This window comes from Rhizobium alarense, assembly GCF_021555155.1.
In the GTDB taxonomy this organism is placed as follows: Bacteria; Pseudomonadota; Alphaproteobacteria; order Rhizobiales; family Rhizobiaceae; genus Rhizobium_D; species Rhizobium_D alarense.
Window position 1 is genome coordinate 17,004 of sequence record NZ_JAKGBU010000016.1, and the last position, 23,308, is coordinate 40,311.

General features: G+C 66.7%; 30 protein-coding genes, 1 tRNA gene and 2 riboswitches. Of the genes, 11 read left to right on the plus strand and 20 right to left on the minus strand.

Annotation, left to right across the window (positions count from 1 at the left end):
• Positions 1-3: 3 nt before the first annotated feature.
• Together purS and purC are read right to left on the minus strand one after the other, a co-directional pair.
• Positions 4-246, minus strand: a complete 243-nt coding sequence (gene purS, locus LXM94_RS07125) for a phosphoribosylformylglycinamidine synthase subunit PurS (protein WP_235770471.1) — start codon at positions 244-246, stop codon at positions 4-6.
• 78 nt (positions 247-324) lie between these two features.
• A complete protein-coding gene (gene purC / locus LXM94_RS07130; protein ID WP_235770472.1) occupies positions 325-1,089 on the minus strand; it encodes a phosphoribosylaminoimidazolesuccinocarboxamide synthase in 765 nt (254 codons plus the stop codon).
• A 220-nt stretch (positions 1,090-1,309) separates the two neighbouring features.
• On the opposite strand from purC, the gene LXM94_RS07135 reads away from it, so the two are divergent.
• Positions 1,310-1,630: a DUF1476 domain-containing protein gene (locus tag LXM94_RS07135; RefSeq protein WP_235770473.1), complete on the plus strand. Its 321-nt coding sequence runs from the start codon at positions 1,310-1,312 to the stop codon at positions 1,628-1,630.
• 99 nt (positions 1,631-1,729) lie between these two features.
• On the opposite strand, the gene gcvP is transcribed toward LXM94_RS07135, so the two are convergent.
• From gcvP to LXM94_RS07155, 4 genes are all read right to left on the minus strand, one after another.
• Positions 1,730-4,600, minus strand: coding sequence for an aminomethyl-transferring glycine dehydrogenase (gcvP, locus tag LXM94_RS07140; protein ID WP_235770474.1), 2,871 nt, complete (start codon positions 4,598-4,600; stop codon positions 1,730-1,732).
• Entirely contained in the window at positions 4,600-4,962 is a 363-nt protein-coding gene (gene gcvH / locus LXM94_RS07145; RefSeq protein ID WP_235770475.1) for a glycine cleavage system protein GcvH, read from the minus strand. Before gcvH ends, gcvP begins: the two co-directional genes overlap by 1 nt.
• Positions 4,963-4,977: 15 nt before the next feature.
• Positions 4,978-6,117 (minus strand): glycine cleavage system aminomethyltransferase GcvT, encoded by a 1,140-nt coding sequence (gene gcvT / locus LXM94_RS07150; RefSeq protein ID WP_235770476.1) that lies wholly within the window; start codon positions 6,115-6,117, stop codon positions 4,978-4,980.
• Between the two features lie 78 nt (positions 6,118-6,195).
• A riboswitch (glycine riboswitch) is annotated at positions 6,196-6,274 on the minus strand.
• A gap of 3 nt (positions 6,275-6,277) precedes the next feature.
• Positions 6,278-6,361, minus strand: a riboswitch (glycine riboswitch).
• A gap of 142 nt (positions 6,362-6,503) precedes the next feature.
• On the minus strand, positions 6,504-6,785 hold the full coding sequence (locus tag LXM94_RS07155; protein WP_235770477.1) for a hypothetical protein: 282 nt from the start codon (positions 6,783-6,785) through the stop codon (positions 6,504-6,506).
• Positions 6,786-7,022: 237 nt separating this feature from the next.
• Between LXM94_RS07155 and LXM94_RS07160 the strand changes: the two genes are divergently transcribed.
• From LXM94_RS07160 to LXM94_RS07185, 6 genes are all read left to right on the plus strand, one after another.
• Positions 7,023-7,259, plus strand: a complete 237-nt coding sequence (locus tag LXM94_RS07160; RefSeq protein ID WP_235770478.1) for an Lrp/AsnC ligand binding domain-containing protein — start codon at positions 7,023-7,025, stop codon at positions 7,257-7,259.
• A 67-nt stretch (positions 7,260-7,326) separates the two neighbouring features.
• On the plus strand, positions 7,327-8,319 hold the full coding sequence (locus LXM94_RS07165; protein WP_235770479.1) for an RluA family pseudouridine synthase: 993 nt from the start codon (positions 7,327-7,329) through the stop codon (positions 8,317-8,319).
• Entirely contained in the window at positions 8,319-8,984 is a 666-nt protein-coding gene (locus tag LXM94_RS07170; protein ID WP_235770480.1) for an HAD-IA family hydrolase, read from the plus strand. The genes LXM94_RS07165 and LXM94_RS07170 overlap by 1 nt, the downstream gene beginning before the upstream one ends.
• On the plus strand, positions 8,977-9,762 hold the full coding sequence (locus LXM94_RS07175) for an ATP12 family chaperone protein (protein ID WP_235770481.1): 786 nt from the start codon (positions 8,977-8,979) through the stop codon (positions 9,760-9,762). Before LXM94_RS07170 ends, LXM94_RS07175 begins: the two co-directional genes overlap by 8 nt.
• Positions 9,763-9,811: 49 nt before the next feature.
• Positions 9,812-10,492: a hypothetical protein gene (locus tag LXM94_RS07180; protein WP_235770482.1), complete on the plus strand. Its 681-nt coding sequence runs from the start codon at positions 9,812-9,814 to the stop codon at positions 10,490-10,492.
• A gap of 80 nt (positions 10,493-10,572) precedes the next feature.
• On the plus strand, positions 10,573-10,971 hold the full coding sequence (locus tag LXM94_RS07185; RefSeq protein ID WP_235770483.1) for a DoxX family protein: 399 nt from the start codon (positions 10,573-10,575) through the stop codon (positions 10,969-10,971).
• Between the two features lie 97 nt (positions 10,972-11,068).
• Here LXM94_RS07185 and sugE read toward each other — a convergent pair whose 3' ends face one another.
• The 9 genes from sugE to LXM94_RS07230 all read right to left on the minus strand — a co-directional run bounded on the left by sugE (position 11,069) and on the right by LXM94_RS07230 (position 16,697).
• Positions 11,069-11,383, minus strand: coding sequence for a quaternary ammonium compound efflux SMR transporter SugE (gene sugE, locus LXM94_RS07190; protein WP_235770484.1), 315 nt, complete (start codon positions 11,381-11,383; stop codon positions 11,069-11,071).
• A gap of 162 nt (positions 11,384-11,545) precedes the next feature.
• The gene (gene fghA, locus LXM94_RS07195) at positions 11,546-12,379 is read right to left on the minus strand and encodes an S-formylglutathione hydrolase (RefSeq protein WP_235770485.1); all 834 of its coding nucleotides are present in this window, start codon (positions 12,377-12,379) and stop codon (positions 11,546-11,548) included.
• Between the two features lie 24 nt (positions 12,380-12,403).
• Complete coding sequence (locus tag LXM94_RS07200) at positions 12,404-13,063, minus strand: DUF1345 domain-containing protein (RefSeq protein WP_408015598.1); 660 nt, start codon at positions 13,061-13,063, stop codon at positions 12,404-12,406.
• The gene (locus tag LXM94_RS07205; protein ID WP_235770486.1) at positions 13,060-13,536 is read right to left on the minus strand and encodes a YaiI/YqxD family protein; all 477 of its coding nucleotides are present in this window, start codon (positions 13,534-13,536) and stop codon (positions 13,060-13,062) included. The genes LXM94_RS07200 and LXM94_RS07205 overlap by 4 nt, the downstream gene beginning before the upstream one ends.
• 97 nt (positions 13,537-13,633) lie before the next feature.
• Positions 13,634-14,131: a hypothetical protein gene (locus LXM94_RS07210; RefSeq protein WP_235770487.1), complete on the minus strand. Its 498-nt coding sequence runs from the start codon at positions 14,129-14,131 to the stop codon at positions 13,634-13,636.
• A complete protein-coding gene (locus LXM94_RS07215) occupies positions 14,128-14,433 on the minus strand; it encodes a hypothetical protein (protein WP_235770488.1) in 306 nt (101 codons plus the stop codon). Before LXM94_RS07215 ends, LXM94_RS07210 begins: the two co-directional genes overlap by 4 nt.
• 116 nt (positions 14,434-14,549) lie before the next feature.
• Positions 14,550-15,029: a hypothetical protein gene (locus LXM94_RS07220; protein ID WP_235770489.1), complete on the minus strand. Its 480-nt coding sequence runs from the start codon at positions 15,027-15,029 to the stop codon at positions 14,550-14,552.
• Positions 15,030-15,083: 54 nt separating this feature from the next.
• On the minus strand, positions 15,084-16,211 hold the full coding sequence (locus LXM94_RS07225; RefSeq protein ID WP_235770490.1) for an S-(hydroxymethyl)glutathione dehydrogenase/class III alcohol dehydrogenase: 1,128 nt from the start codon (positions 16,209-16,211) through the stop codon (positions 15,084-15,086).
• 81 nt (positions 16,212-16,292) lie between these two features.
• Entirely contained in the window at positions 16,293-16,697 is a 405-nt protein-coding gene (locus LXM94_RS07230) for a helix-turn-helix domain-containing protein (RefSeq protein WP_235770491.1), read from the minus strand.
• Positions 16,698-16,857: 160 nt separating this feature from the next.
• Here LXM94_RS07230 and LXM94_RS07235 point away from each other — a divergent pair, with 160 nt between their 5' ends.
• A complete protein-coding gene (locus LXM94_RS07235; RefSeq protein WP_235770492.1) occupies positions 16,858-17,793 on the plus strand; it encodes a DMT family transporter in 936 nt (311 codons plus the stop codon).
• Here the strand turns inward: LXM94_RS07235 and LXM94_RS07240 are convergent.
• Both LXM94_RS07240 and lipB read right to left on the minus strand, forming a co-directional pair.
• Entirely contained in the window at positions 17,753-18,313 is a 561-nt protein-coding gene (locus LXM94_RS07240) for a hypothetical protein (RefSeq protein ID WP_235770493.1), read from the minus strand. The two genes, LXM94_RS07235 and LXM94_RS07240, sit on opposite strands and share 41 nt — an antisense overlap.
• Positions 18,314-18,385: 72 nt before the next feature.
• Positions 18,386-19,144 (minus strand): lipoyl(octanoyl) transferase LipB, encoded by a 759-nt coding sequence (gene lipB / locus LXM94_RS07245; RefSeq protein WP_235770494.1) that lies wholly within the window; start codon positions 19,142-19,144, stop codon positions 18,386-18,388.
• Positions 19,145-19,339: 195 nt separating this feature from the next.
• On the opposite strand from lipB, the gene LXM94_RS07250 reads away from it, so the two are divergent.
• A tRNA-Leu gene (locus tag LXM94_RS07250) sits at positions 19,340-19,424 on the plus strand.
• A 63-nt stretch (positions 19,425-19,487) separates the two neighbouring features.
• Here the strand turns inward: LXM94_RS07250 and LXM94_RS07255 are convergent.
• Positions 19,488-19,982: a peptide deformylase gene (locus LXM94_RS07255; protein WP_235770495.1), complete on the minus strand. Its 495-nt coding sequence runs from the start codon at positions 19,980-19,982 to the stop codon at positions 19,488-19,490.
• A 266-nt stretch (positions 19,983-20,248) separates the two neighbouring features.
• Here LXM94_RS07255 and mgtE point away from each other — a divergent pair, with 266 nt between their 5' ends.
• Positions 20,249-21,679, plus strand: a complete 1,431-nt coding sequence (gene mgtE / locus LXM94_RS07260) for a magnesium transporter (RefSeq protein ID WP_235770496.1) — start codon at positions 20,249-20,251, stop codon at positions 21,677-21,679.
• A 64-nt stretch (positions 21,680-21,743) separates the two neighbouring features.
• Positions 21,744-22,130 (plus strand): MerR family transcriptional regulator, encoded by a 387-nt coding sequence (locus tag LXM94_RS07265; protein WP_235770497.1) that lies wholly within the window; start codon positions 21,744-21,746, stop codon positions 22,128-22,130.
• 20 nt (positions 22,131-22,150) lie between these two features.
• Here the strand turns inward: LXM94_RS07265 and LXM94_RS07270 are convergent, their stop codons facing one another.
• Both LXM94_RS07270 and LXM94_RS07275 read right to left on the minus strand, forming a co-directional pair.
• Positions 22,151-22,624 (minus strand): methyltransferase family protein, encoded by a 474-nt coding sequence (locus LXM94_RS07270; RefSeq protein WP_235770498.1) that lies wholly within the window; start codon positions 22,622-22,624, stop codon positions 22,151-22,153.
• Positions 22,625-22,628: 4 nt separating this feature from the next.
• The coding region (locus LXM94_RS07275; protein WP_235770499.1) for a DUF1624 domain-containing protein at positions 22,629-23,308 on the minus strand (680 nt) is incomplete at its 5' end.

A 23,308-nucleotide genomic window follows, 5' to 3' on the forward strand; every position in this document is an offset into this window, starting at 1 on the left:
CCGTCAGTCGAGTGCGATAGTGTAGTTCTCAATCACGGTGTTGGCCAGAAGCTTCTCGCACATGGCCTTGAGGTCGGCTTCGGCCCTGGCGCGATCCGCGGTTTCGAGCGCGAGGTCGAACACCTTGCCCTGGCGCACCTGGCCGACGCCGTCGAAGCCGAGGGTCCCGAGCGCGCCCTCGATCGCCTTGCCCTGCGGGTCGAGAACGCCGTTCTTGAGCGTCACCGTTACGCGTGCCTTGATCATTTCTTCCTCTTGCAAAACCGATGGTCGCTTGCCGGGTGCCGCGCGCTCGACGGGCGAGGGCGGGCCTCCCGTCGACGATTATTTCACCAGCACCGGACCGGTGCCCCGGATCGGCTCGTTCTCGTTCATGATGCCGAGCCGGCGGGCGACCTCCTGATAGGCCTCGAGCAGGCCGCCCATGTCGCGGCGGAAGCGGTCCTTGTCCATCTTCTCCTGGGTCGCGACGTCCCACAGCCGGCAGCTGTCGGGCGAGATCTCGTCGGCGATGATGATGCGCATCATGTCGCCCTCGTAGAGGCGGCCGCATTCGAGCTTGAAATCGACGAGCTGGATGCCGACGCCGAGGAAAAGGCCGGACAGGAAGTCGTTGACGCGGATGGCGAGCGCCATGATGTCGTCGAGTTCCTGCGGGCTCGCCCAGCCGAAGGCCGTGATGTGCTCCTCGGAGACGAGCGGGTCGTCGAGATTGTCGGCCTTGAAGTAGAATTCGATGATCGAGCGGGGCAGGACGGTGCCCTCATCGATGCCGAGGCGCTTCGACAGCGAGCCGGCCGCGACATTGCGCACGACGACGCCGAGCGGAATGATCTCCACTTCCTTGATCAGCTGCTCGCGCATGTTGAGGCGGCGGATGAAATGCGTCGGAATGCCCATCTTGTTGAGGTGGGTGAAGAGATATTCCGAGATGCGGTTGTTGAGCACGCCCTTGCCGTCGATGACGTCGTGCTTCTTCTTGTTGAAGGCGGTGGCGTCGTCCTTGAAGAACTGGATCAGCGTGCCCGGCTCGGGACCCTCATAGAGAATCTTGGCCTTGCCCTCGTAGATACGGCGGCGACGGTTCATGGATTTTTCTCTGTTGTTGGCGCGCTTGGGTCGCGCAGATGTCATTTCTTCCGCGCTCCATAAACGAATTGCGGCGGTTTCACAATCGGCGTCTCGCCGCTTCCCCCGTTTTCGGGACGGCGACCCGGCCGGCGCCGCGAAACTCCCGTTGCACTTTCGTCGTCCATTTGGTTTATGGACGGAGGCCCATGGGGTGAAAGAATCTACGGGAGTTCTGGACATGACGACGATGCAGGATCGCGAAAAGGCCTTCGAAGCCAAGTTCGCGCTCGACGAGGAACTGCGTTTCAAGGCGGAGGCGCGGCGCAACAAACTCGTCGGGCTCTGGGCGGCGGGTCTTCTCGGCAAGACCGGCGACGAGGCCGACGCCTATGCCAAGGAGGTCGTTGCGGCGGATTTCGAGGAGGTCGGCCATGAGGACGTCGTGCGTAAGGTCAAGGCAGACCTCGATGCGGCCGGCGTCGGCAAGACCGAGGAGGAGATCCGCGTCCAGATGATCGAGTTGCTCGCGGTCGCGATCGCCCAGCTTGAGCAGGATTGAACGGCGGCCGGTTTCGATGTCGCGTGAAAACCCCCGCTCCGGCGTGTCCGGAGCGGGGGTTTTCTTTGTCGGCCTCTTCGATCTCCCGGCCTCGGCCGGCTATTCGGCCGCCTCGGCGTAGTCCTCGAGCGGCGGGCAGGAGCAGACGAGGTTGCGGTCGCCGTAGACGTTGTCGACGCGGTTCACCGGCGACCAGTACTTGTCGACCCGGAAGGCGCCCGGCGGATAGCAGGCCTGCTCACGCGAATAGGGGCGATCCCAGTCGCCGACCAGGTCCTCGACCGTGTGCGGCGCGTTCTTCAGCGGGTTGTTGACCTTGTCCATCCGGCCCTCCTCGATGGCGCGGGCCTCCTCGCGGATCGCCAGCATCGCATCGCAGAAGCGGTCGAGCTCGGCCTTGGTCTCCGATTCCGTCGGCTCGATCATCAGCGTGCCGGCAACCGGCCAACTCATGGTCGGCGCATGGAAACCGCAGTCGATGAGGCGCTTGGCGACGTCGTCGACGGTGACGCCGGCGCTCGCCGCGAGCGGGCGCGTGTCGATGATGCATTCATGCGCGACGCGTCCCTTGCGCGAGGCATAGAGCACGTCGTAGGCGCCCTTCAGCCGCGCGGCGATATAGTTGGCGTTGAGGATCGCCACCTTGGTCGCCTGCGTCAGCCCCGCCCCGCCCATCATCAGGCAGTAGCTCCAGGAGATCGGCAGGATCGACGCCGAGCCGAACGGGGCGGCCGAGACCGCGCCGGTGCCGCCGAGACCGTCCACCTCCGGATGGCCGGGCAGATAGGGGGCGAGATGCGCCTTCACGCCGATCGGCCCCATGCCCGGTCCGCCGCCGCCATGCGGGATGCAGAAGGTCTTGTGCAGGTTGAGGTGGGAGACGTCGGAGCCGATGTCGCCGGGGCGCGCGAGGCCGACCATGGCGTTCATGTTGGCGCCGTCCATGTAGACCTGCCCGCCGTGCCGGTGCACGATTTCGCAGACCTCGCGCACATTCTCCTCGAAGACCCCGTGGGTCGAGGGATAGGTGATCATGCAGCACGAGAGGTTTTCGGCGTATTGTTCTGCTTTCGCTCGAAAATCCTCCATGTCGATGTCGCCGTTGTCGCTCGCCTTGACGACGACGACGCGCATGCCGGCCATCTGCGCCGAGGCAGGATTGGTGCCGTGGGCGGAGGTCGGGATCAGGCAGACGTCGCGATGCGCGTTGCCGTTGGCGATATGGTAGGCACGGATCGTCAGAAGGCCGGCATATTCGCCCTGCGCGCCGGAATTCGGCTGCATGGAGACGGCGTCGTAGCCGGTGATCCGGCAGAGCTTGTCGGCGAGATCGTCGATCATGTGCCGATAGCCATCGGCCTGGTCGGCGGGCGCGAAGGGGTGGATCTCCGCGAATTCCGGCCAGGTGATCGGCAGCATTTCCGCCGTGGCGTTGAGCTTCATCGTGCAGGAGCCGAGCGGGATCATCGAACGGTCGAGCGCCAGGTCGCGGTCGGCGAGGCGGCGGATGTAGCGCGTCATCTCGCTTTCGGCACGGTTCATGTGGAAGATCGGATGCGTCAGGTAATCGCTTGTCCGCAAAAGCTTTTTCGGCAAACGGTAGTCCGGCTCGAACATGCCGGTCGCAAAGTCGCCGCCAAACGCGCGCCAGACGGCTTCCAGGGTCACCGGCCGCGAACGCTCGTCGAGGCTGACGCCGATGCGGTCGTCGCCGATCTTGCGGAGGTTGACCTCCTCGGCGACCGCCGTCTTCAGGATGATGCCCTGCAGCTTGCCGACATGCACGGTGATCGTGTCGAAGAAGGCCTCCGGTTCGACCGTGTAGCCGAGCCGTTCCAGTCCCATGGCGAGGCGCACCGTCTTCTGGTGCACGCTCTGGGCGATGGCCTTGATGCCCTCCGGGCCGTGGAAGACGGCATACATCGAGGCCATGACGGCAAGGAGCACCTGCGCGGTGCAGATGTTCGAGGTCGCCTTTTCGCGGCGGATGTGCTGCTCGCGCGTCTGCAGCGACAGCCGGTAGGCGCGGTTGCCGCGGCTGTCGATCGAGACGCCGACGAGGCGACCCGGCATCGAGCGCTTGTAGGCATCCTTGACCGCCATATAGGCCGCATGCGGCCCGCCATAGCCGACCGGCACGCCGAAGCGCTGCGTCGATCCGACAGCGATGTCGGCGTCCATGTCGCCCGGCGACTTCAGCAGCGCCAGCGCCAGCGGATCTGCCGCCACGACGGCGATTGCATCCGCCCCGTGCAGGTCGCCGATCACGCCGGTGAAATCGTGCACGTGGCCGTAGGTGCCTGGATACTGGAAGATCGCACCGAAGACATCCCCCGGCTTCAGGTCCTTGAAGGGGTCGCCGACGACGATCGTCCAGCCGAGCGGCTCGGCGCGCGTCCTCAGGAGCGCGATCGACTGCGGATGGCAGTTCTCGTCGACGAAGAAGGCGGTGGCCTTCGACTTCGCGACGCGCTGCGCCATCGCCATGGCTTCCGCGGCGGCCGTCGCCTCGTCGAGCAGCGAGGCATTCGCCACGTCGAGGCCGGTGAGGTCGCAGACCATCGTCTGGTAGTTGAGGAGCGCCTCGAGGCGGCCCTGGCTGATCTCCGGCTGGTACGGCGTATAGGCCGTGTACCAGGCGGGATTTTCCAGGATGTTGCGCTGGATGACCGGCGGGGTGATGGTGCCATGGTAGCCCTGGCCGATCAGCGAGACGAGCTTCCTGTTGCGGTTCGCCGTCTCGCGCAGCTTGTCGAGCGCTTCGCGCTCGGTCATCGGCGCGCCCCATTCGAGCGGCTTCTGCTGGCGGATCGAGGGCGGCACGGTGTCGTCGATCAACGCGTCGAGGCTCGGATAGCCGATCACCTTCAGCATCGCCTCCATCTCCTTCGGCGAGGGACCGATATGGCGGCGGTTGGCGAAATCGTAGGGCTGGTAGTCCGTAAAGGCAAAGTCCTTGGGCAGTGTCATCAGCCGACAAGCTCCTTGTAGGCGGCGTCGTCCAGCAGGCCGTCGGCATCGGCGGGGTTTTTCAGCTTCAGCTTGAAGAACCAGCCGTCGCCCTGCGGCGCGCTGTTGACCAGCGACGGGTCGGCGGTGATCGCCTCGTTGACCGCGACGATCTCCCCGTCGAGCGGGCAATAGACATCGGAGGCGGCCTTGACGGATTCGACGGTCGCGGCGTTGTCACCCTTCGAGAAGGAGGCGCCGACCGCCGGCAGTTCGACGAAGACGAGGTCGCCGAGCTGTTCGGCCGCATGCGAGGTGATGCCGACGACGGCCGTGTCGCCCTCGATCTTCAGCCACTCGTGTTCTTCGGTAAATCTGAGCATGACGAACCTTTCTGGTCAGCGTTTGAACGTGTTCTTGACGAAGGGCAGGGCGGCCACCGTCACGGGAAGGAATTTTCCGCGCACGCCGGCAAAGAGCGGCGTGCCGGGGGCGGCGCGGTCGAGGGAGACATAGCCCATCGCCACGGGGCCGTCGGCGCTCGGGCCGAAGCCGCCCGAGGTGACGGTGCCGACGACGTCCTCGCCCTCCGGATCGGCGGCGAGCACCGCGCCGCCGCGCACCGGTGCGCGGCCCTCGGCCTTCAGGCCGACGCGGCGGCGCTCGGCACCCTTGTCGAGTTGCGGCAGGATGACGCCGGCGCCGGGAAAGCCGCCCGCGCGGGCGCCGCCCGCGCGGCGGGTCTTCTGGATCGCCCATTCGAGTGCCGCCTCGGCCGGCGTCGTTGCCGTGTCGATGTCGTTGCCGTAGAGGCAGAGGCCCGCCTCGAGGCGCAGCGAATCGCGGGCGCCGAGCCCGATCGGCAGCACGTCCGGATGGTCGAGGAGGCGGCGGCAGACCTGCTCGGCGAGTGCTGCCGGCATCGAGATCTCGAACCCGTCCTCGCCGGTATAGCCGGAGCGGGAGACGATACAGTCGGCATCGTGCAGGTCGCAGGCCCTGACGTCCATGAAGCGCATCGAGGCGACGTCGGCCCACAGTTCGGCGAGCACCGCCTCGGCATGCGGCCCCTGCAGGGCGATGAGCGCCCGGTCGTCATGCAGCGTCAGCTCGCAGGCATCGCCGATCTTCGCCTTCATATGGGCGAAATCGGCCTCCTTGCAGGCGGCATTGACGACCACGTAGAAATGGTCGCCGCGATTGGCGATCATCAGGTCGTCGAGGATGCCGCCCTGGTCGTTGGTGAAGAGCGCATAGCGCTGGCGGCCCTCGGCAAGGCCGAGCACGTCGACCGGCACCAGCGTTTCGAGTGCACGCGCCGCGTCGGCATTGTCGCCGGAGCGCGCGCGGACCGTCACCTGGCCCATATGCGAGACGTCGAACAGGCCGGCTGCCGTGCGGGTGTGGAGATGTTCCTTCATCACGCCGGCGGCATATTGCACCGGCATCTCGTAGCCGGCGAACGGCACCATGCGGGCGCCGAGCGACAGGTTCAGTGCGTGAAGCGGGGTTTTCTTGAGCTCAGACGTTCCGTCCAAAAGGCGCCCTCCAGTCTCTTGGCGCCTTCCGCGGGAACGGCGCCGGCTCACAATTTGGGCGCGGCTGCGCCCTTCTCCTGAGCCCCCTCTGTCCTTGCGCCTGAGATTGTTATCCCTTCGGCGAGCGCGCGTGGCACTTCTCTCCAGAGTCCTGTCGGCACCTTGCTGGTCCTTTTGCCTGAGAGTTTCCGGGGCGGTTGCTCCTTCGGCACCGGGTGAATCCGGTTTCTCCCAGCGAGGTCCGGGTCAGATAACGGCGTCGACGACCGTTTGGCAAGAGCCTCGTGTCGCGCAGGAACACATTTTTGTCGCCACCGGGCGACAGGCGATGAAAAGAAAAAGCGGCCGAAGGGGCCGCCTGGAAGGGGGAGTCGGTCGGGGGAGGTTCAGACGTCTTCGGATGCGCCGTTCTGGGCGTAGCTCTGTTCGACCTCGGCGAGCGTCGCCTCGGCCTGCCGGGGCATGGTGATCAGCGCAAGCGCAAGCGCCGGCGGCGTGATGACCGTCAGATACGCCTTCTGCTGCGCATCGCCCGACGTCTTCGTCTGCTCGCTCCAGGCGGCGATCTTCTGCTCGAACAGGCTCTGCGCGGACGACTTGACGTTCGTGCGGAAGCCCTGGGCAGCGGCGGCGGCGGTGCTTGGTGAAACGGTTATGATCTGCGTCATCGACGGTGCGCGGTTCTGGTTGTGGCTGACGCAACGTTACCATCCGGGCATTGCCGCATCGCTAAATGAATCGAATGTAATTTAGTAAACTTTTATCGATTGCGTCGGGGCGGCGACAGGGCAGCCCCGGGTCCTTGCGCCCTGTACGCACGGGCGGATTTCGGCCATAAAGCGGCGAGACGAGGGAAGCGCCGCCTGCGGCGTCAACAAGGCCGCATCCGGCGGCGGAGTGAAGCGATGAAACCGATTTTTGTCCAGTTGCAATGTGCCCCCGGCAAGACCTACGAGGTCGCCGATGCGCTCTATGCGACGGAGCTCGTGTCCGAACTCTATTCGACCAGCGGCGACTACGATCTCCTGCTCAAGATCTATGTCGAGAGCGAGGAGGACATCGGCAAATTCATCAACGACCACATCGCAACCATTCCCGGCATCGTGCGCTCGCTGACGACGCTCACCTTCCGCGCCTTCTGACGCGCCGGCCGAACCTTCCCACGCGTCGCCACATGCGCTAAGAGCGCGGCAACGAAAGAAGGCGACGATGGCAGGCATAGAACACAGGCAGGTGGACGCGGACGAGGCGGGCATGCGGCTCGACCGCTGGTTCAAGCTGCATTATCCGGGGCTCGGTTTCGGCCAGTTGCAGAAGCTTCTGCGCTCCGGCCAGGTGCGCGTCGACGGCGGGCGCGCCAAAACGGACCTGCGCGTGCAGCCGGGGCAGATGGTGCGCATTCCGCCGATGGGCGTCGACGGCAGGGAAAAGGCGGGCGGGCCGATCGCCGGACGCGACCTCCGGCATTCGCCCGACGGCGAGCTTCTGTCGCGCATGCTGCTGCACGAGGACGACAAGGTCTTCGTCCTCAACAAGCCGGCCGGCATCGCGGTGCAGGGCGGCTCCGGCGTCACCCGGCACATCGACAAGATGCTGGAGGCCTGGACGAGCCCGAAGGGCGAGAAGCCGCGCCTCGTGCACCGCATCGACCGCGACACGTCCGGCGTTCTCGTCGTCGCCCGCACGCGCGGCGCGGCGCAGAAGCTGACGGCCGCCTTCCGCGAGCGCGACACGAAGAAGACCTACTGGGCGCTCGTCAAGGGCGTGCCGCGCAAGCGCGAGGACAAGATCTCGACCTGGCTGGTGAAGGAAGCGACGCCGGACGGCGACCGCATGCGCATCGCCAAACACGGCGAGGACGGCGCCGACCACGCCGTCTCCTACTACCGGGTCGTCGAACAGGCCGGGCAGAACTTCGCCTGGCTCGAGATGGAACCCTATACCGGCCGCACGCACCAGCTGCGCGTTCACGCGCTGCATATCGGTCATCCGATCCTCGGCGATCCGAAATATTTCGAGGCGGACGTCAACTGGGACTTTCCGGGCGGCGTGCAGAACCGCCTGCATCTGCATGCCCGGCACATCGACATTCCGCATCCTTCCGGCGGGCGGCTCCGCGTGACGGCGCCGCTGCCGCCGCACATGGTGCAGACCTGGAACCTTTTCGGCTTCGACCAGAACGCCGTTGGCGGGGACGACTGATGCGGCTCGTTCTCTTCGACTGCGACGGCACGCTGGTCGACAGCGCGGCCCTCATCCACGAGGTCATGGCCCGCACATTTGCCGATTTCGGCAAGGTTCGGCCGGCGATCGGCGACACGAAGGCGATCATCGGGTTGACCCTCGACATCGCGATCGCCCGCCTGCAGGGCAAGCCGCATGTCGACAAGGAGGCGCTGGCGATGACCGCGCATTACAAGGCGAGCTATGCCGGGGTGCGGGGGGAGCCGGGCCTGGAAGAGCCGCTTTTCGCGGGCATCGCACCGCTGATCGGGACACTGGAGCGGCGGGACGACCTGATCCTCGGCGCCGTCACCGGCAAGTCGCGGCGCGGCCTCGACCTGATCCGCGCGAGCCACGGCCTGGAGAAGACCTTCGTCGTGTCGCGCACCGCCGACGACTGCCCCTCCAAGCCGCACCCGGCCATGGTGACGGAATGCTGCCTGGAGGCGGGCATCGATGCCGCCGCGACCCTTGTCGTCGGCGACGCGATCTACGATATGCAGATGGCGAAGGCTGCCGGCGCGACGGCGATCGGCGTCGCCTGGGGCTATGCGAGCGTGCCCGAGCTTATTGCCGCCGGCGCCGACCACATCCTGAGAGAGCCGGCCGACCTCGTCGACTGGCTGGAGCGAAGCGATGCGTGACATTTTGAGCGACCCTGCGGCCGAGACCAGCGATCCCGATCCGGTGCGCCGCGCCCAGATCCAGATGAAGCGGCCGCTGCCGAAGCGGTTCTACAAGACGGCGACGACGGGATCGGGACCGGACGGCTTTTGCGTGCTGCTCGATGGGCGCGGCGTGCGCACCCCGGGCAAGCGGCCGCTCGCGGTCGAAAGCGAGGCGCTCGCCGGACGGATGAGGGACGAATGGGAGGCGCAGGCCGAGGTGATCGATCCGGCGGCGATGCCGGTGACGCGTCTCGTCAACACGGCGCTCGACGGCGTGGCCGACAACCTTGACGCCGTGCGCGACGAGATCGTGCGCTTCGCCGGCACCGACCTCGTCTGCTACCGCGCCGAGGGACCCGAGGGTCTGGTGGCGCGCCAGCGCGACGGCTGGGATCCGGTGATCGCCTGGGCGGCGGAGGCGCATGGCGCCCGCTTCATCCTCGCCGAGGGTGTCATCCACCAGGCGCAGCCGGCGCCGGCGCTCGCCGCCTTCGAGCGGGCGCTCGACCGCCACCGGGCGCCGCTGGTGCTTACCTGCCTGCACACGGCGACGACGCTCACCGGTTCCGCGATCCTCGCGCTGGCGCTTGCCGACGGCAGACTCGACGCGGAGACGATCTGGTCGCTTGCCCATATTGACGAGGACTGGCAAATCGAGCATTGGGGCACCGACGAGGAGGCCTTTCGCCGGCGCGAAGCGCGCTGGCAGGAGATGAAGGTCGCCTCCGACGTCTTGAAACTCTGCCGCGCCTGACGCGCCGTGTCCTCCCTCGGGTGGACAACCAGTACCGGAACCGACCCGAATGCCCACAATTCCCGTCCGCCATGCCCTTTCGCTTCTTGCGACGATCGCCCTGCTGTTTTTTCCGGCCGCCGGCCTTCGCGCCGAGACGTTGAAGGATATCCGGAAGATTGCCGTGAGCGGCGATGCGAGCGTGCCGGCGAGCCTCATCAAGACGGCGGAACGGCAGCTGAAGCAGGCGGTGCGCGGCACCAGGCGGCCGGTTTCGCTGGAGCGCGTCACCATGGAGGTGACGCTGTCCGACGTAACGAAGGGCAGGGGCGCGGCCGAGGGGCGCAATTCGGCGACGGTCAGCGTAGACCTTGTCGATGCCCGTGGCGTGGCCGTCGACAGCGACCGCTTCGCGGTCAACAGCTTCATGCCGGCGGCGAAGGGGCAGGACCGCGCGCTCGCCCAGGCCATCGCCCAGCGGCTGGCGATCGCCTATCACCTTGCGGCGCCGAAGCCGGTTGCCGACTGGGGCAAGCGCCCGGGCAAGGGTCGCAAGAGCGCGGAGGGGTCGCAGCGCCGCGTCCGGCACCAGACCGCCGCAGCGCACGCCACGACCGCCGAACCGGTGATCATTCCGACGGCGGCGGCGCTCACCGTCCGCTCGCGCACCCGCACGACGGGCGGAACGGCGGAAAAGGCGGCGACCGCGAAACAGCCCTGCGTCGTCACTCTGACGGCGAGTTGCAACTGAGCCGCCTGCCGGGCAATCTGCATTTCCAGGCAATGAAGAGTCGGCTTTCCGCCGCGATCGCCGGCAGGGGAGGCACGGAGATGGCCCTTTTCGACAGTCTTGCGGCCTACCGGCCGATGGCGCTCGCGGCGCTGCGGATCATGACGGCGCTGCAGTTCATCGAGCACGGCACGCAGAAATTCGTCAACTTCCCGCCGGCCGCCGTGCCCTTCGGCGACCTCATGAACCTGATCGGTGTCGCGGGTCTCCTGGAGGTGGCCGGCGGTGCGCTCATCCTCGCCGGCCTGTTCACGCGGCCGACCGCCTTCGTGCTGTCCGGCTTCATGGCGGTCGCCTATTTCGTGGCGCACATGCCGGCGGACTTCTTCCCGGTCAACAATCGCGGCGACGCGGCGATCTCCTTCTGCTTCATCTTCCTCTATCTGGTCTTCGCCGGACCGGGTGCCCTTGCGCTCGACAACCGGCGCAAGACGGCCTGAGAGAGGGCCTCATACCAATCTGCAGTGATGTTGACCGATTGCGTGGGACCGTCTGCGGTCATCCGGCGCAATCGGTTGCCATCAGTGCAGGTTGGTATCAGGCTGCGAATTTGAGGCCGAGGATGCCGGCGACGATGAGGGCGATGCAGCCGATCCGGATGGCGGTGACCGGCTCGGCGAACAGCAGGATGCCGAGCGCCACGGTGCCGACCGTGCCGACGCCGGTCCAGACCGCATAGGCGGTGCCCATCGGCAGCGTTTTGACTGCGAGCCCGAGCAGCGCGATGCTGACAACCATCGACGCGACCGTCAGCATCGTCGGCAGCGGCTTGGTGAAACCGTCGGTGTATTTGAGGCCGATCGCCCAGCCGATCTCGAAGAGCCCGGCGAGGACAAGCAGAAACCAGGACATGTCCAACTCCCTGTCAGGAGCAAGGCCGTCCTCGCATGCGCAACCGATCATTCGGCGACAGTCGTCTGTCAGGTGCGGATTATCGGTCTTCCGCGTCTTCGGGGCAAGACCGGGAGGGCAGGGCAGCCGTGCCCTGCCGCCATGGCTCGCGCCGCCGCCGGCTCAGCCGAGCCGCTCGGCATGCCACTTGAGATGATCGTCCATGAAGGTCGAGATGAAGTAGTAGGAGTGGTCGTAGCGGTCGTGCATGCGTAGCGTCAGGCCGATGTCGGTGCCCTGGATCGCCTCCTCGAAAAGCCAGGGCCTGAGGCCGTTTTCGAGGAAGCCGTCGGCCTTGCCCTGGTCGATCAGGAATTCCGGGAAGCGGGCGCCGTCGGTCACCAGGGCGCAGGCGTCGTAGGGGCGCCAGGTCTCGCGGTCGGGTCCGAGATATTTCTCGAAGGCGGGTACGGACCAGTCGGCGGTGGAGGGCGCGACGATGGGAGCGAAGGCGGAGCAGCTTTTGAAGCGGTCCGGGTTTTTCAGCGCGATCGTCATCGCGCCGTGGCCGCCCATGGAATGGCCGAAAATGCCCTGGCGCGCCATGTCGACGCGAAAATGCCCGGCGACCAGCGCCGGCAGTTCCTCGGTCACGTAGCTGTACATCCGGTAGTGCTCGGCCCACGGCGCTTCCGTCGCGTCGAGATAGAAGCCGGCGCCCTTGCCCATCTGCCAGTTGGTGAGTTCGTCCGGCACGTCGTTGCCGCGCGGGCTGGTGTCCGGGCAAACGACGATGAGCCCCAGTTCGGCGGCCATGCGGCGGTATTCGCCCTTCTCCATGACATTGGCATGGGTGCAGGTGAGGCCGGAGAGATACCAGAGGACGGGGCACGGCTCGGTGATCGCCTTCGGCGGCACATAGACGGCGAAGGTCATTTCGCACCGGGTGGCGGCCGAGTCGTGGGCGAAAACGCCCTGCATGCCGCCGAAGGCCTGATTCTGGGAGAGGATTTTCATGCAAGGCTCCGGTTGGTGGTCGGGTCAGGCCGCAAGCGACACGGCCGCGTTGACGGCGGCCGCGACGAGCACCGTGTTGAAGAAGAACGAGACGATCGCGTGCAGGAGGTTGACCTTTCGCATCGCCGTCGTCGTGATCACGACGTCGGACGTCTGCGCCGTCATGCCGATGACGAAGGCGAAATAGAGAAAGTCGAAGACGCCTGGGTCCTCGGTCTGCGGAAAGGCGAGCCCCCGATCGGGCGCCGGGCCGTTCTGCCTGCTCCGCGGCACCCAGTAGAGATGGGCATAGTGGAGCGCGGCCATCGTCTGGATGGTCAGCCAGCCGAGCGCGACGGAGCCGAAGGCGAGGGCGAGTTCGACCGGCGCGGCGGCGCGGTCGCGGTTGAGCACGACGAAGAGCGACGCGAGCGCAACGACGACCGCCGAGAAGGTCACCAGGAAGATGACGGTCACCGGTTCGTCGGTGTCGCGCGCGTGGTGCTTGAGGCAGCCGGCGATCAGCGCCGGCAGGCGGATCGCCGTCATCAGCAGGTAGAGCAGGAAGAAGGCGATGGCCGCGCCGTCCAGCGCCATCTGCGGCAGGGTGGCGACAAGCACGAGGAAGACCGCCGCGGCCACCGCCATGCCGACATAGAAGGGCATGTGGCGGCCATAGGGCGGCTTCGTGACCGGGCCGCTCATCGCGCTCCGCCGGCTGCCTGGATCGCCCGGCGGCAGAGCCGGTCGAGCATTTCGAGAAAGGCCGAGCGGTCGCGCGGCGTGAACGCGGCGTTGTAGCCCTTGCTTTCGCCGGTCTCGCGCAGGTGCGCGCCGAGATCGCGCATCGCGCTTGCCATGCCGATATTGGCGCGGTCGAAGAGCCGGCCGGTCGGGCCGGTGACATGGGCACCCTTCTCGACGCAGCGGCCGGCGAGCGGTACGTCGGCCGTCACAACCAGGTCGTTCTCCAGCACGGCATCGACGATCCAGTCGTCGGCCGCATCGAAGGCGCCGGACACGACGACGTTGCGCACCATCGGGTCGCGCGACGGCCTGAGCCCGGAATTGGCGACGAAGGTGACGGCGAGGCCGTGGCGCTCGGCGACCTTGAGAACCTCGGCTTTCACCGGGCAGGCATCGGCATCGACATAGATCTGGGGGGCGCGGGACGACATGGCGCGCACCATAACCACACGCCGACATGCCGGCAACGCCTTCCGGCGCTATCCACCGCCGCGATAGGAGCGGCGGCGCGGGCGGTTGCCGCCGGCCCTATTTCCAGACCCATTCGGGGATGGCTTCCCCGAGGTTGCGGCTCTTGCGGTAGTTGAGGATTTGCCGTTCCTGCTCCACCGCGTAGAGCATGCGTTCGAGCTTGCCCGTCTCGCGGATATAGGCGCCGTAGGCCGAACCGCAGATGAGATTGATCGTGAAGACGAGCAGCGAGATGCCGGCGATCAGCGACTTGCGCACCGAATCGAGCGAATAGACATAGACCGTCAGCCCGCCGGCGAGCGTCAGCACCGCCGGCAGCGTGTCGCCGATCGCCGGTTCCCGGCTGATCGAGGAGAGATAGCCGACGACGATGCCGAGCGCCATCAGCGGCAGCGCGTAGAGGAACAGTCCGGCCGACAGCGGCAGGAAGGGTTCGGCGCCGCCGACCGTGGTGAACCGGGCGAGCGTCGCGCAGGCGAGGCAGACGGCGAGCGTCAGCACGCAGCCGAAGCCGAGCAGCGTCGCGGCGGTCGGAATGGAAAAGCCCTCGATCATCCGTGCACCAGCCCCCCGGTTCGCTCCAGTTCCTCCAGCCGGCCCGGAAGATCGAGTGCCGGCGGCTGGTGCGCCATGAAGTTGTCCGGCTTGAAGAGATCCAGCCAGAATTTCGAGATGCAGAGATTGAGCCGCGTCTTGCTCGGCTCGTCGTCCAGGCCGAGCAGATAGGCCTTCTTCTGAAGGTCGATGCACGCGGCGAGATTGTCGCCCGTATCGGCCGGTGCGGCGTCCTGCGCCGCGGCCGCGCCCACCATCAACGGGGCGACGAGGAGTGCTGTCAGAGTACCGCAGTGCCGCATGGGTCTCGCTCCATCCGTGCGCCGGCGGCCGGTGAGGGCGGCAGGGGCGCCTAAACCAAGGATTGCGGAATGTCGCGATACAATACGCCTGTTTCGGCCGTCTGGCTATGGCCGGATCACGGCCGCACCGTGTAGTCGCCGGTGGGTTTCACGGACATGGCCGGCTGGTTTCCGGCCGTCGTCGTGCGCATCTTCGGCTTGCCCTTCGGATACCAGACCTCGGTGGAGACGACCGGCGATCCCGCATAGGTCCAGATGCCGGCCCAGCTTCCGTCCGGCTGCTCCTCGTAGACGGCGACGCCGTGCGCCTCGCCGCTGCCATAGCCGACGGAGAGTGCGGTATCGCCCTGTGATGCCTTCGAGAAGGCGGCGGCGGTGCCCGCCGGCCTGGCGCCGATGCCGATGCCGACGAAGCGGGTGCCGGCGACGTCCCAGACGACCGCGTAGGTCTCGCCGGTGCGTTTCACCGTCACGGTGCCTTCATATCGTCCGTTGTCGTCGGGATTGGTCCCGACGACGTCGAACGTACCCTCGGGCCCCGCCGAGGCGGCCGACGCCGCCATCAGCAATGCCAGTGCCGCCAGTCCCGTCCGCATGCCCTGTCCCCCCGGTGATTGCCCGCCCGATTGCACCCTGTGGCGGGCGCGCCGTCAATAGAGGACGACGCTGCGGATCGATTTGCCCTCGTGCATCAGGTCGAAGCCCTTGTTGATATCCTCGAGCGGCATGGTGTGGGTGATCATCGGGTCGATCTCGATCTTGCCCTCCATGTACCAGTCGACGATCTTCGGCACGTCGGTGCGGCCGCGCGCGCCGCCAAACGCGGTGCCCATCCAGGTGCGGCCGGTGACGAGCTGGAACGGCCGCGTCGAGATTTCCTGTCCCGCGCCGGCGACGCCGATGACGACCGACTTGCCCCAGCCGCGGTGCGAGGCCTCCAGCGCCTGGCGCATCACCCTGGTGTTGCCGGTGCAGTCGAAGGTGTAGTCGGCGCCGCCGATCTGGTCGGCGCCGCGCTTCGTCAGGTTGACGAGATAGGGCACGATGTCACCCTCGACCTCCTTCGGGTTGACGAAATGGGTCATGCCGAAGCGGGTCCCCCATTCCTTCTTGTCGTTGTTGAGGTCGACGCCGATGATCATGTCGGCGCCGGCAAGCCTGAGCCCCTGGATGACGTTGAGGCCGATGCCGCCGAGACCGAAGACGATCGCCGTCGCGCCGATCTCCACCTTCGCCGTGTTGATGACGGCGCCGATGCCGGTCGTCACGCCGCAGCCGATGTAGCAGATCTTGTCGAAGGGCGCGTCCGGGTTGACCTTGGCAAGCGCGATCTCCGGCAGCACCGTATAGTTCGCGAAGGTCGAGCAGCCCATGTAGTGAAAGATCTTGTCCTTGCCGATCGAAAAGCGCGAGGTGCCGTCCGGCATCAGGCCCTGGCCCTGCGTCGCGCGAATGGCGGTGCAGAGGTTCGTCTTGCGCGACAGGCACGACGGGCAGGCGCGGCATTCCGGCGTGTAGAGCGGGATGACGTGGTCGCCCTTCTTCAGCGAGGTGACGCCCGGGCCGACATCGACGACCACGCCGGCGCCCTCATGGCCGAGGATCGCCGGGAAGAGGCCTTCCGGGTCGGCGCCCGACAGCGTGAACTCGTCCGTGTGGCAGATGCCGGTCGCCTTGACCTCGATCAGCACCTCGCCGGCGCGCGGGCCTTCGAGCTGCACGGTCATGATCTCGAGCGGTTTTCCGGCCTGAACGGCCACGGCGGCACGTACGTCCATCGTTCTCTCCCTTTCTGGAATCTGTTTGCGGGGACCATTGCAGAGCCGCCGCGGGCTCTCAAGTCCTTCCGGCGGAAAAGGTCAGTCGGTTCGGCGGGCAACGTGGCGGGCGAGTTCCTGCTCCAGCGCGGCAAGCGCCGCGCCGGTCTGCTGGTGCAGCCGCTTGACGCGCTCCAGTTCCCGGAACAGCGGATGCAGGTCATCGCCGGACAGGGGTTCGTTCGGCGCTTCGCCGATGCCCGCGATCAGCCAGGAGGGCGAGACGGACAGCACGCCGGCAAGCCGGAAGAGCGCGTTCGTGCGCGGCTCCGCATGATCCCGCTCCCAGTCGGCGACTGTCTCCTCCGGAACGCCGAGCCTTGCCGCGAGCGCTTCGATCGACAGGCCGAGGGCGTCGCGGGCGTGCCAGATGCGGCCGCCGAGCGTGTCGCCGTCCGGCGTGATCGCCACCGGCACGCGTGTCCTGTCGGATCCGGAATCGGTCATCTCCGCCTCCCTCCCTGAAGTGCGGAAAGTCTAGCCGGCGAAGCGGCCGGCGGCTGCTCCAAATGCGCCCCGCGAGGACGTTGCTGCAGCGGAGGGCGACATTTGCCCTCTTGCCTCGCGGCCGGCGCCCGCTATGACGGTCGCACAGTCCGGAGACGTCATGACCCCTTCGATCAATACGCGCGCCGCGCCGCCTGCGGCCCTCATGCAGGGTCTCGGCCTGATGATCTTCGCGATGACCGTGCTGCCCGGCATGGACGCGATCGCCAAATATCTCTCGACCTTCGAGGACATGTCGCCGGGGCAGGTGTCGTTCTACCGCTTCTTCTTCCAGGTCGCCTGCACGCTGCCGCTGCTGCTGACCGTCGGCGGGGCCGAGAGCCTCCGGCCGAAGCGGCCGTGGGTCAATCTCTTCCGCGGCGTGCTGCATGCGGCGGCGAGCCTGCTCTTCTTCATTGCGGTGAAATACATGCCGCTCGCCGACGTCTTCGCGATCTATTTCGTGGAGCCCTTCATCCTGACGGCGATGACGGCACTCTTTCTCGGCGAGCGTGTCGGCTGGCGCCGCTGGCTCGCCATCGTCGTCGGCTTCTGCGGTGCGCTCGTCGTCATCCAGCCGAGCTTCGTGCTCTTCGGCACGACCGCGCTCCTGCCCGTCGGCTGCGCCGTCATCTATGCGCTCTATCTCTTCCTCAACCGTGCCGTCGGCCTGGAGGATTCGCCGCTGACCATGCAGACCGTCGCGGGCTTCGGCGGCACGCTCTTCATGGGGGCGGTGCTGCTTGGCGGCGCGGCGACGGGAAACGCCGACTTCGCGCTGTCGCTGCCGGGGTCCTTGCCGGTCTTCCTGCTTCTCGTCGTGCTCGGATCGCTCTCCGGCTATGCGCATCTCCTCGTCGTGCGCGCCTTCCGGCTGGCGCCGCTGTCGCTGCTCGCGCCCTTCCAGTATTTCGAGATCATCTCGGCGACGGTGCTCGGCTATGCGGTCTTCGGCGACTTCCCCACGCCGGGAAAATGGCTCGGCATCGGCATCATCGTTTCGTCCGGCTTGTTCATCATCTGGCGGGAGCAACGGGCCCATAGGCCCGGCGCATGAGCGGTGCGGCGTCCCAGCCGCCGCTCAGCGCATAGGAAGCCTCGACCGCCGGCGATTCGCGGGAGGCCGCCACCGCCGCAAGTCGCTCGGCCATCGCCAGCGAGAAGCGGCCGAGGTCGAGCATGGTCCTCCGCCCGTCGTCGATGGCGAACATCAGTTCCTCCATCTCGCGCAGCCGAAGGCTGCAGGCCGCCGCGACATCCGGGCGGATCGTGCCGCCCGGCACCGTAAGGCAGAGAAGGGCGAGCAGCGGCTCCTCTGGCAGATCCGGCCAGCCGCCGCGCCGTGCGGCCGGCGTGAGCAGGCGGTCGAGTCCGGCTTCGCCGCCGATCGCCTCGCAGAGGGAGAGCCTGCGCGGCGCCTGGCGATAGGCGCCGATGCCGCTCGTCGGGATCAGCCGCTCGCGGTAGCGGAAGGGCAGGCCGGTCATTTCGCCGAGCACGATGCGCCAGGCGTTGAACGACGCGAGGCGGATCGCACCGCCGGAGCCGACCTTGATGTCTTCGATGAAATCGTCCATTCGGCAGATCCTGTGGAAACGTCGGCACCATTATGCCTGACGGCTCCGCATCGGCCGTGCCGCGGGGAACAGCTATCCCGCATCGGCCGGGGCGAGCGCTTCGGCGTGCTCAGGTGACCGCTCCGTACGCGTTTCGCCGAACACGGCCTCGAAGGCCGTACGGATGGTGAGGTCGACGTCGCCCATCGTTACCGGCAGGCCGAGGTCGACGAGGCTCGTCACGCCGTAGCCGCGGATGCCGCAGGGCACGATGCCGCCGAAATGGGCGAGATCGGGGTCGACGTTCAGTGAGAAGCCGTGAAAGCTCACCCAGCGGCGCAGCCGGATGCCGATCGCCGCGATCTTGTCCTCGGCCGGTGCCCCCTCGGCAAGGGGCGGGCGCTCAGGCCGGGCGACCCAGACGCCGACGCGCTCCTCGCGCCGCTCGCCCCGGACATTCATCTCGGCGAGCGCGCCGATCACGACGTCCTCCAGCGCCGCTACGAAGGCGCGTACGTCCTGGCGCCGTCGCTTCAGGTCGAGCATCACATAGACCACGCGCTGGCCGGGGCCGTGATAGGTGTATTCGCCGCCGCGGCCGGTGGCGAAGACGGGGAAGCGGTCCGGCTCGACGAGGTCGGCGGCGTCGGCGCTGGTGCCGGCGGTATAGAGCGGCGGGTGTTCGACAAGCCAGACGAGTTCGTCGGCCTTACCCTCGGCGATCAGCGCCGCCTCGCGCTCCATGCGCGCGACCGCCTCCGGATAGCCGGTCAGGCCGGGCTCGATCAGCCACCGCACCGGCGGCGAACCGGCCGTTGCCAACATCGATTGTCTCAAGTCCGCGCGCTGCATCGCATCCCCGTCCTGTTTGCCGCCTTCTGCCAATATAGGCCTTGAAAGGCAAGGATTTGAGAGGAAAAGCCGGCTTTCTGGGAGCCTGTTGAAATCCTTTCGCTTTGTCGCAAATTTCTCATGAAGCGGGCTTGTGGACCCGGAAGGCTTTTGCTACATGCAGCCGCGCCGGAGCAATTCGGCGCCTACCACGATGCGGTCGTGGCGGAATTGGTAGACGCGCAGCGTTGAGGTCGCTGTGGGGCAACCCGTGGAAGTTCGAGTCTTCTCGACCGCACCAAAGAAACCCGCTTCGGCGGGTTTTCGCTTTTCGGCCCAATGGTTTACCCATTCTGCCACCGCTTCATCCGGAAATCTTCCTGAACCGCTTCACCACGCGCTCGCGCTTCAGCCGCGACAGCCGGTCGATCCAGAAGATGCCGTCGAGCTGGTCGATCTCGTGCTGCAGGCAGACGGCCAGCAGACCGTCGGCCTCCTCCTCGCGCGGCTCGCCGGCAAGTGTCCGATAGGCGAGGCGGATCGCAAGCGGCCGCACCACGTCCTCCGTCACGCCCGGCATCGAGACGCTGCCTTCGGCATGCCGGCCCGTCGCGGCGGAGGCGGAGAGGATCACCGGATTGACGTAGAATCGCGCCGTGTCCGGCCCGCCGAGCTCGATCGCCACCAATCGCAGCGGGATGCCGACATGGCCGGCGGTGATGCCGATGCCCGGCGCCGCGCGCATCGTTTCCACGAGATCGGCGGCGAGCTCCGCCAGTGCCGCGTCGAAGCGCTCCACCGGCGCGCAACGCGTGCGCAGGCGCGGATCGGGAAAGCGCAGGAGGGGTCTTCGGGCCATCGCATGTTCTCCCGGCGGGTCCGGTGCGGCCTGTCGGCACGCGTGCTTTCACGTTGTCCAATTCGCGTGAAATTGCAACAGCTTGCATAAATTTCGCCGGCAGACGTGTTTTTGCCGCTCCGGCGATGGACCCGCCCGGCGGATTGGGCTAGCACGGTTGCGCCCGCCGGCCTCCACCGACGGGTCGACGCCCCATTTACCCCTTGTCCGGCCATCGTTGCGGTGACGCAAGCGCGGACGAGTCGATCTCTTGAGGAGCGCCTCGGATGACGGATACCGAGAAGAAAGAACGGGAGCGTCTCCGTCCGCCGGAAGGCTCGGCCTTCGAGGGCGACGACATCTATTCGGAGGACGGCTCCGTCCGTTCCGATTTCCTGATGCATGTCGGCGCGGCGATCGCCGACCGCGACCTGCTCTTCCTGCGCCAGCACGTGGCGCGGCTGCACGAATCGGAAATGGGCGACCTGCTGGAGGCGATCCAGCCGGACCAGCGGCGCGCGCTCGTCACCCTGCTCGGCGACGACTTCGACATGGCGGCGCTGACCGAGGTCGACGAGGCGATCCGTCTCGAGATCGTCGAGCACATGCCGAACGAGCAGATCGCCGCGGCACTCGGCGAGATGGATTCCGACGACGCCGTCTACATCCTGGAAGATCTCGACCAGGAGGACCAGGAGGAGATTCTCGCCAAGCTGCCGTTCACCGAGCGCATCCGGCTGCGCCGCTCGCTCGACTACCCCGAGAGCACGGCCGGCCGGCGCATGCAAACCGAGTTCGTCGCCGTGCCGCCGTTCTGGACGGTCGGCCAGACGATCGACTACATGCGCGACGAGGAGGATCTGCCGGAGAGCTTTACCCAGGTCTTCGTCATCGACCCGACCTTCCGGCTTCTCGGCGCGGTCGATCTCGACCGCATCCTGCGCTCCAAGCGGGCGACGAAGATCGAATCGGTCATGCGCGAGACCAACCATCCGATCCCGGCCGAGATGGACCAGGAGGAGGCGGCGCAGCTCTTCGAGCAGTACGACCTGCTGTCGGCCGCCGTCGTCGACGAGAACGGTCGTCTCGTCGGCGTGCTTACCATCGACGACGTCGTCGACGTCATCCAGGAAGAGGCCGAGGAGGACCTGATGCGCCTCGGCGGCGTCGGCGACGAGGAACTCTCCGACTCGATCGCGGAGGCGTCGCGCTCGCGCGTGCCCTGGCTGCTCGTCAATCTCGTCACCGCTTTCCTCGCGGCCTCCGTCATTTCGCTGTTCGAGGCGACGATCGAGGAGATCGTGGCGCTCGCCGTGCTGATGCCGATCGTCGCCGGCATGGGCGGCAATGCCGGCTCCCAGTCGATGACGGTCACCGTCAGGGCGCTCGCCACCCGCAATCTCGATATCCACAACGCCTGGCGCGTCGTCCGGCGCGAGGCGGGCGTCGGACTGCTGAACGGCGTGATCTTCGGGACGCTGATCGGCCTCGTGGCCGGCGTCTGGTTCCAGAACCCCAATATCGGCGGCATCATCGCGGCCGCGATGCTCATCAACATGATGGCCGCCGCGCTCGCCGGCATCATGATCCCGCTGCTGCTCGACCGGGCCGGCGCCGATCCGGCGGTATCGTCGGCCGTCTTCGTGACGGCGGTCACCGACATTACCGGCTTTTTTGCTTTTCTCGGCCTCGCAACCTGGTGGTTCGCCGTGCGCTGAGCGCGCAAAAATTGACTTTCACGTAAAAGTCAATAAACTGCCCGCTGCGTTAGGAGCGGATCGGTTGGACAAGTATTATACGATAACGGAGCTGACACGGGAATTCGGCGTTTCGACCCGCACGCTGCGATTCTACGAGGACGAGGGTCTGATCCATCCCGAACGGCGCGGCCGCACGCGGCTGTTCCGGCCTGCCGACCGCCGCCTCATCCAGGAAATTCTGCGCGGCCGCCGCATCGGCTTCACCATTTCCGAGATTCGCGAGATCATCCAAGTCTACAAGGACCCGCCGGGTGAAATGGGCCAGCTTCAGCTGCTGATGAAGAAGGTCAACGAGAAGCGCGAGGACCTGCGCCAGAAGCGCAAGGACATCGACGAGACGCTGACCGAACTCGACAATGTCGAAGAGGCCTGCCTGACCAGGCTCGCCGAAATCGGCGTCGGGACCTGACCCGCAGTCTTTCCCGAAATTCAGATCCAGCGTGCCGTGCGGCGGCAATAGGTCTCGAACTCGATGCCGAAGCGCGACAGGAGGTGCAGTTCCTCGCGCCGGACCGAGATCACCGTCGTCACGGCGATGGCGGCGACGGCGCCTGCGAGGAACCACGGGTTCTGCAGGATGAGCCCGATGCCGGTCGTGATCAGCGTATAGCCGAGATAGATCGGATTGCGGGTGAAGCGATAGGGGCCGGTCGTCACGAGATGGCTGGAGCAGCGGTGCGGCAGCACGGTCGTGTGATTGTCGAGCAGCGTGCGCATGGCCCAGACGTCGAGACAGACCGCTGCGCCGATCAGCAGGAAGCCGACCGCGCGCCAGGCAAGCACGTTGGTGTCCGGCATGATCACCGGAAAGAAGCGCTGCAATGTCAGCGCCGACAGGATCGCCGCCGCAAAGACCAAGGGCGGCCATGGAAAGACGAACGGTTTGCTGCGGTAGGCGTTCATGGTGCTATTGCCTCGTGTCCATATCCGTCCCGGCGCGCGCGGTGCACTGCTCGGAAAGAGCCGCGATGCGCGGGTCGGTGACCGTGTCTATTCTCCCGGCGTTCAGGTCGTCGAAGAGGTCCTCCGCCACAAGGCCCTCGAGCGTGCAGCCGCAGAAGCGTTCGCAAAAGGCGGCGTCGCGCGTGCCGGAGCATGCGGACGAGCAGCTTTCGAGATAGGAGCTCTGCGGATCGGGTTCTGCCGCCGGCGCGATCTGCGATGCCAGGAAAACGATCGCGATCAGCAGCGGTTGATGCAGAAGGTAGATGGCGAGACTGTGGCGGCCGGCGGCGGCGAGCAGGTTTTTCCAGCGCGAAGGCCGCGCCGGCATGACCGCGCCGTCGAACGTCGCCAGCCGGCCGGCAAGGAACCGCGCGGCGGCCATGCCGAGGAGGAACGGACCGAGCCAGGGGAGGAGCGGCACGTAGTCGTTCGAGCGCGGGATCGTTTGCGAAAGCCCGACCCACCACAGTGCCGGATGGTCGAAGGCCGCGGAGCGCGCGACATGCGGCAGCGCGAAGGCGGCGATCGCCAGGACGACCCAGAGCGCTGCCGGCAGGCGCAGCAGCAGCAGGCCGACGAGGCTCGCCGCGGCGATCGAATGCAGGATGCCGAAGAAGATGAAGCTGTCGGGAAAGGCGAAAT

What these genes read in the sequence shown, in the direction of transcription:
- gcvP (WP_235770474.1), bottom strand. Translation starts at nt 4,600, where the DNA reads ATGACACTGCCCAAGGACTTTGCCTTTACGGACTACCAGCCCTACGAT.
- LXM94_RS07235 (WP_235770492.1), top strand. Translation starts at nt 16,858, where the DNA reads ATGACCCCTTCGATCAATACGCGCGCCGCGCCGCCTGCGGCCCTCATG.
- LXM94_RS07155 (WP_235770477.1), bottom strand. Translation starts at nt 6,785, where the DNA reads ATGACGCAGATCATAACCGTTTCACCAAGCACCGCCGCCGCCGCTGCC.
- purS (WP_235770471.1), bottom strand. Translation starts at nt 246, where the DNA reads ATGATCAAGGCACGCGTAACGGTGACGCTCAAGAACGGCGTTCTCGAC.
- LXM94_RS07230 (WP_235770491.1), bottom strand. Translation starts at nt 16,697, where the DNA reads ATGACCGATTCCGGATCCGACAGGACACGCGTGCCGGTGGCGATCACG.
- LXM94_RS07240 (WP_235770493.1), bottom strand. Translation starts at nt 18,313, where the DNA reads ATGGACGATTTCATCGAAGACATCAAGGTCGGCTCCGGCGGTGCGATC.
- lipB (WP_235770494.1), bottom strand. Translation starts at nt 19,144, where the DNA reads ATGCAGCGCGCGGACTTGAGACAATCGATGTTGGCAACGGCCGGTTCG.
- LXM94_RS07135 (WP_235770473.1), top strand. Translation starts at nt 1,310, where the DNA reads ATGACGACGATGCAGGATCGCGAAAAGGCCTTCGAAGCCAAGTTCGCG.
- LXM94_RS07270 (WP_235770498.1), bottom strand. Translation starts at nt 22,624, where the DNA reads ATGAACGCCTACCGCAGCAAACCGTTCGTCTTTCCATGGCCGCCCTTG.
- LXM94_RS07205 (WP_235770486.1), bottom strand. Translation starts at nt 13,536, where the DNA reads ATGTCGTCCCGCGCCCCCCAGATCTATGTCGATGCCGATGCCTGCCCG.
- LXM94_RS07180 (WP_235770482.1), top strand. Translation starts at nt 9,812, where the DNA reads ATGCCCACAATTCCCGTCCGCCATGCCCTTTCGCTTCTTGCGACGATC.
- LXM94_RS07185 (WP_235770483.1), top strand. Translation starts at nt 10,573, where the DNA reads ATGGCCCTTTTCGACAGTCTTGCGGCCTACCGGCCGATGGCGCTCGCG.
- fghA (WP_235770485.1), bottom strand. Translation starts at nt 12,379, where the DNA reads ATGAAAATCCTCTCCCAGAATCAGGCCTTCGGCGGCATGCAGGGCGTT.
- LXM94_RS07160 (WP_235770478.1), top strand. Translation starts at nt 7,023, where the DNA reads ATGAAACCGATTTTTGTCCAGTTGCAATGTGCCCCCGGCAAGACCTAC.
- LXM94_RS07255 (WP_235770495.1), bottom strand. Translation starts at nt 19,982, where the DNA reads ATGGCCCGAAGACCCCTCCTGCGCTTTCCCGATCCGCGCCTGCGCACG.
- LXM94_RS07220 (WP_235770489.1), bottom strand. Translation starts at nt 15,029, where the DNA reads ATGCGGACGGGACTGGCGGCACTGGCATTGCTGATGGCGGCGTCGGCC.
- LXM94_RS07215 (WP_235770488.1), bottom strand. Translation starts at nt 14,433, where the DNA reads ATGCGGCACTGCGGTACTCTGACAGCACTCCTCGTCGCCCCGTTGATG.
- gcvH (WP_235770475.1), bottom strand. Translation starts at nt 4,962, where the DNA reads ATGCTCAGATTTACCGAAGAACACGAGTGGCTGAAGATCGAGGGCGAC.
- purC (WP_235770472.1), bottom strand. Translation starts at nt 1,089, where the DNA reads ATGAACCGTCGCCGCCGTATCTACGAGGGCAAGGCCAAGATTCTCTAT.
- LXM94_RS07170 (WP_235770480.1), top strand. Translation starts at nt 8,319, where the DNA reads ATGCGGCTCGTTCTCTTCGACTGCGACGGCACGCTGGTCGACAGCGCG.
- LXM94_RS07225 (WP_235770490.1), bottom strand. Translation starts at nt 16,211, where the DNA reads ATGGACGTACGTGCCGCCGTGGCCGTTCAGGCCGGAAAACCGCTCGAG.
- mgtE (WP_235770496.1), top strand. Translation starts at nt 20,249, where the DNA reads ATGACGGATACCGAGAAGAAAGAACGGGAGCGTCTCCGTCCGCCGGAA.
- LXM94_RS07200 (WP_408015598.1), bottom strand. Translation starts at nt 13,063, where the DNA reads ATGAGCGGCCCGGTCACGAAGCCGCCCTATGGCCGCCACATGCCCTTC.
- LXM94_RS07165 (WP_235770479.1), top strand. Translation starts at nt 7,327, where the DNA reads ATGGCAGGCATAGAACACAGGCAGGTGGACGCGGACGAGGCGGGCATG.
- sugE (WP_235770484.1), bottom strand. Translation starts at nt 11,383, where the DNA reads ATGTCCTGGTTTCTGCTTGTCCTCGCCGGGCTCTTCGAGATCGGCTGG.
- LXM94_RS07210 (WP_235770487.1), bottom strand. Translation starts at nt 14,131, where the DNA reads ATGATCGAGGGCTTTTCCATTCCGACCGCCGCGACGCTGCTCGGCTTC.
- LXM94_RS07175 (WP_235770481.1), top strand. Translation starts at nt 8,977, where the DNA reads ATGCGTGACATTTTGAGCGACCCTGCGGCCGAGACCAGCGATCCCGAT.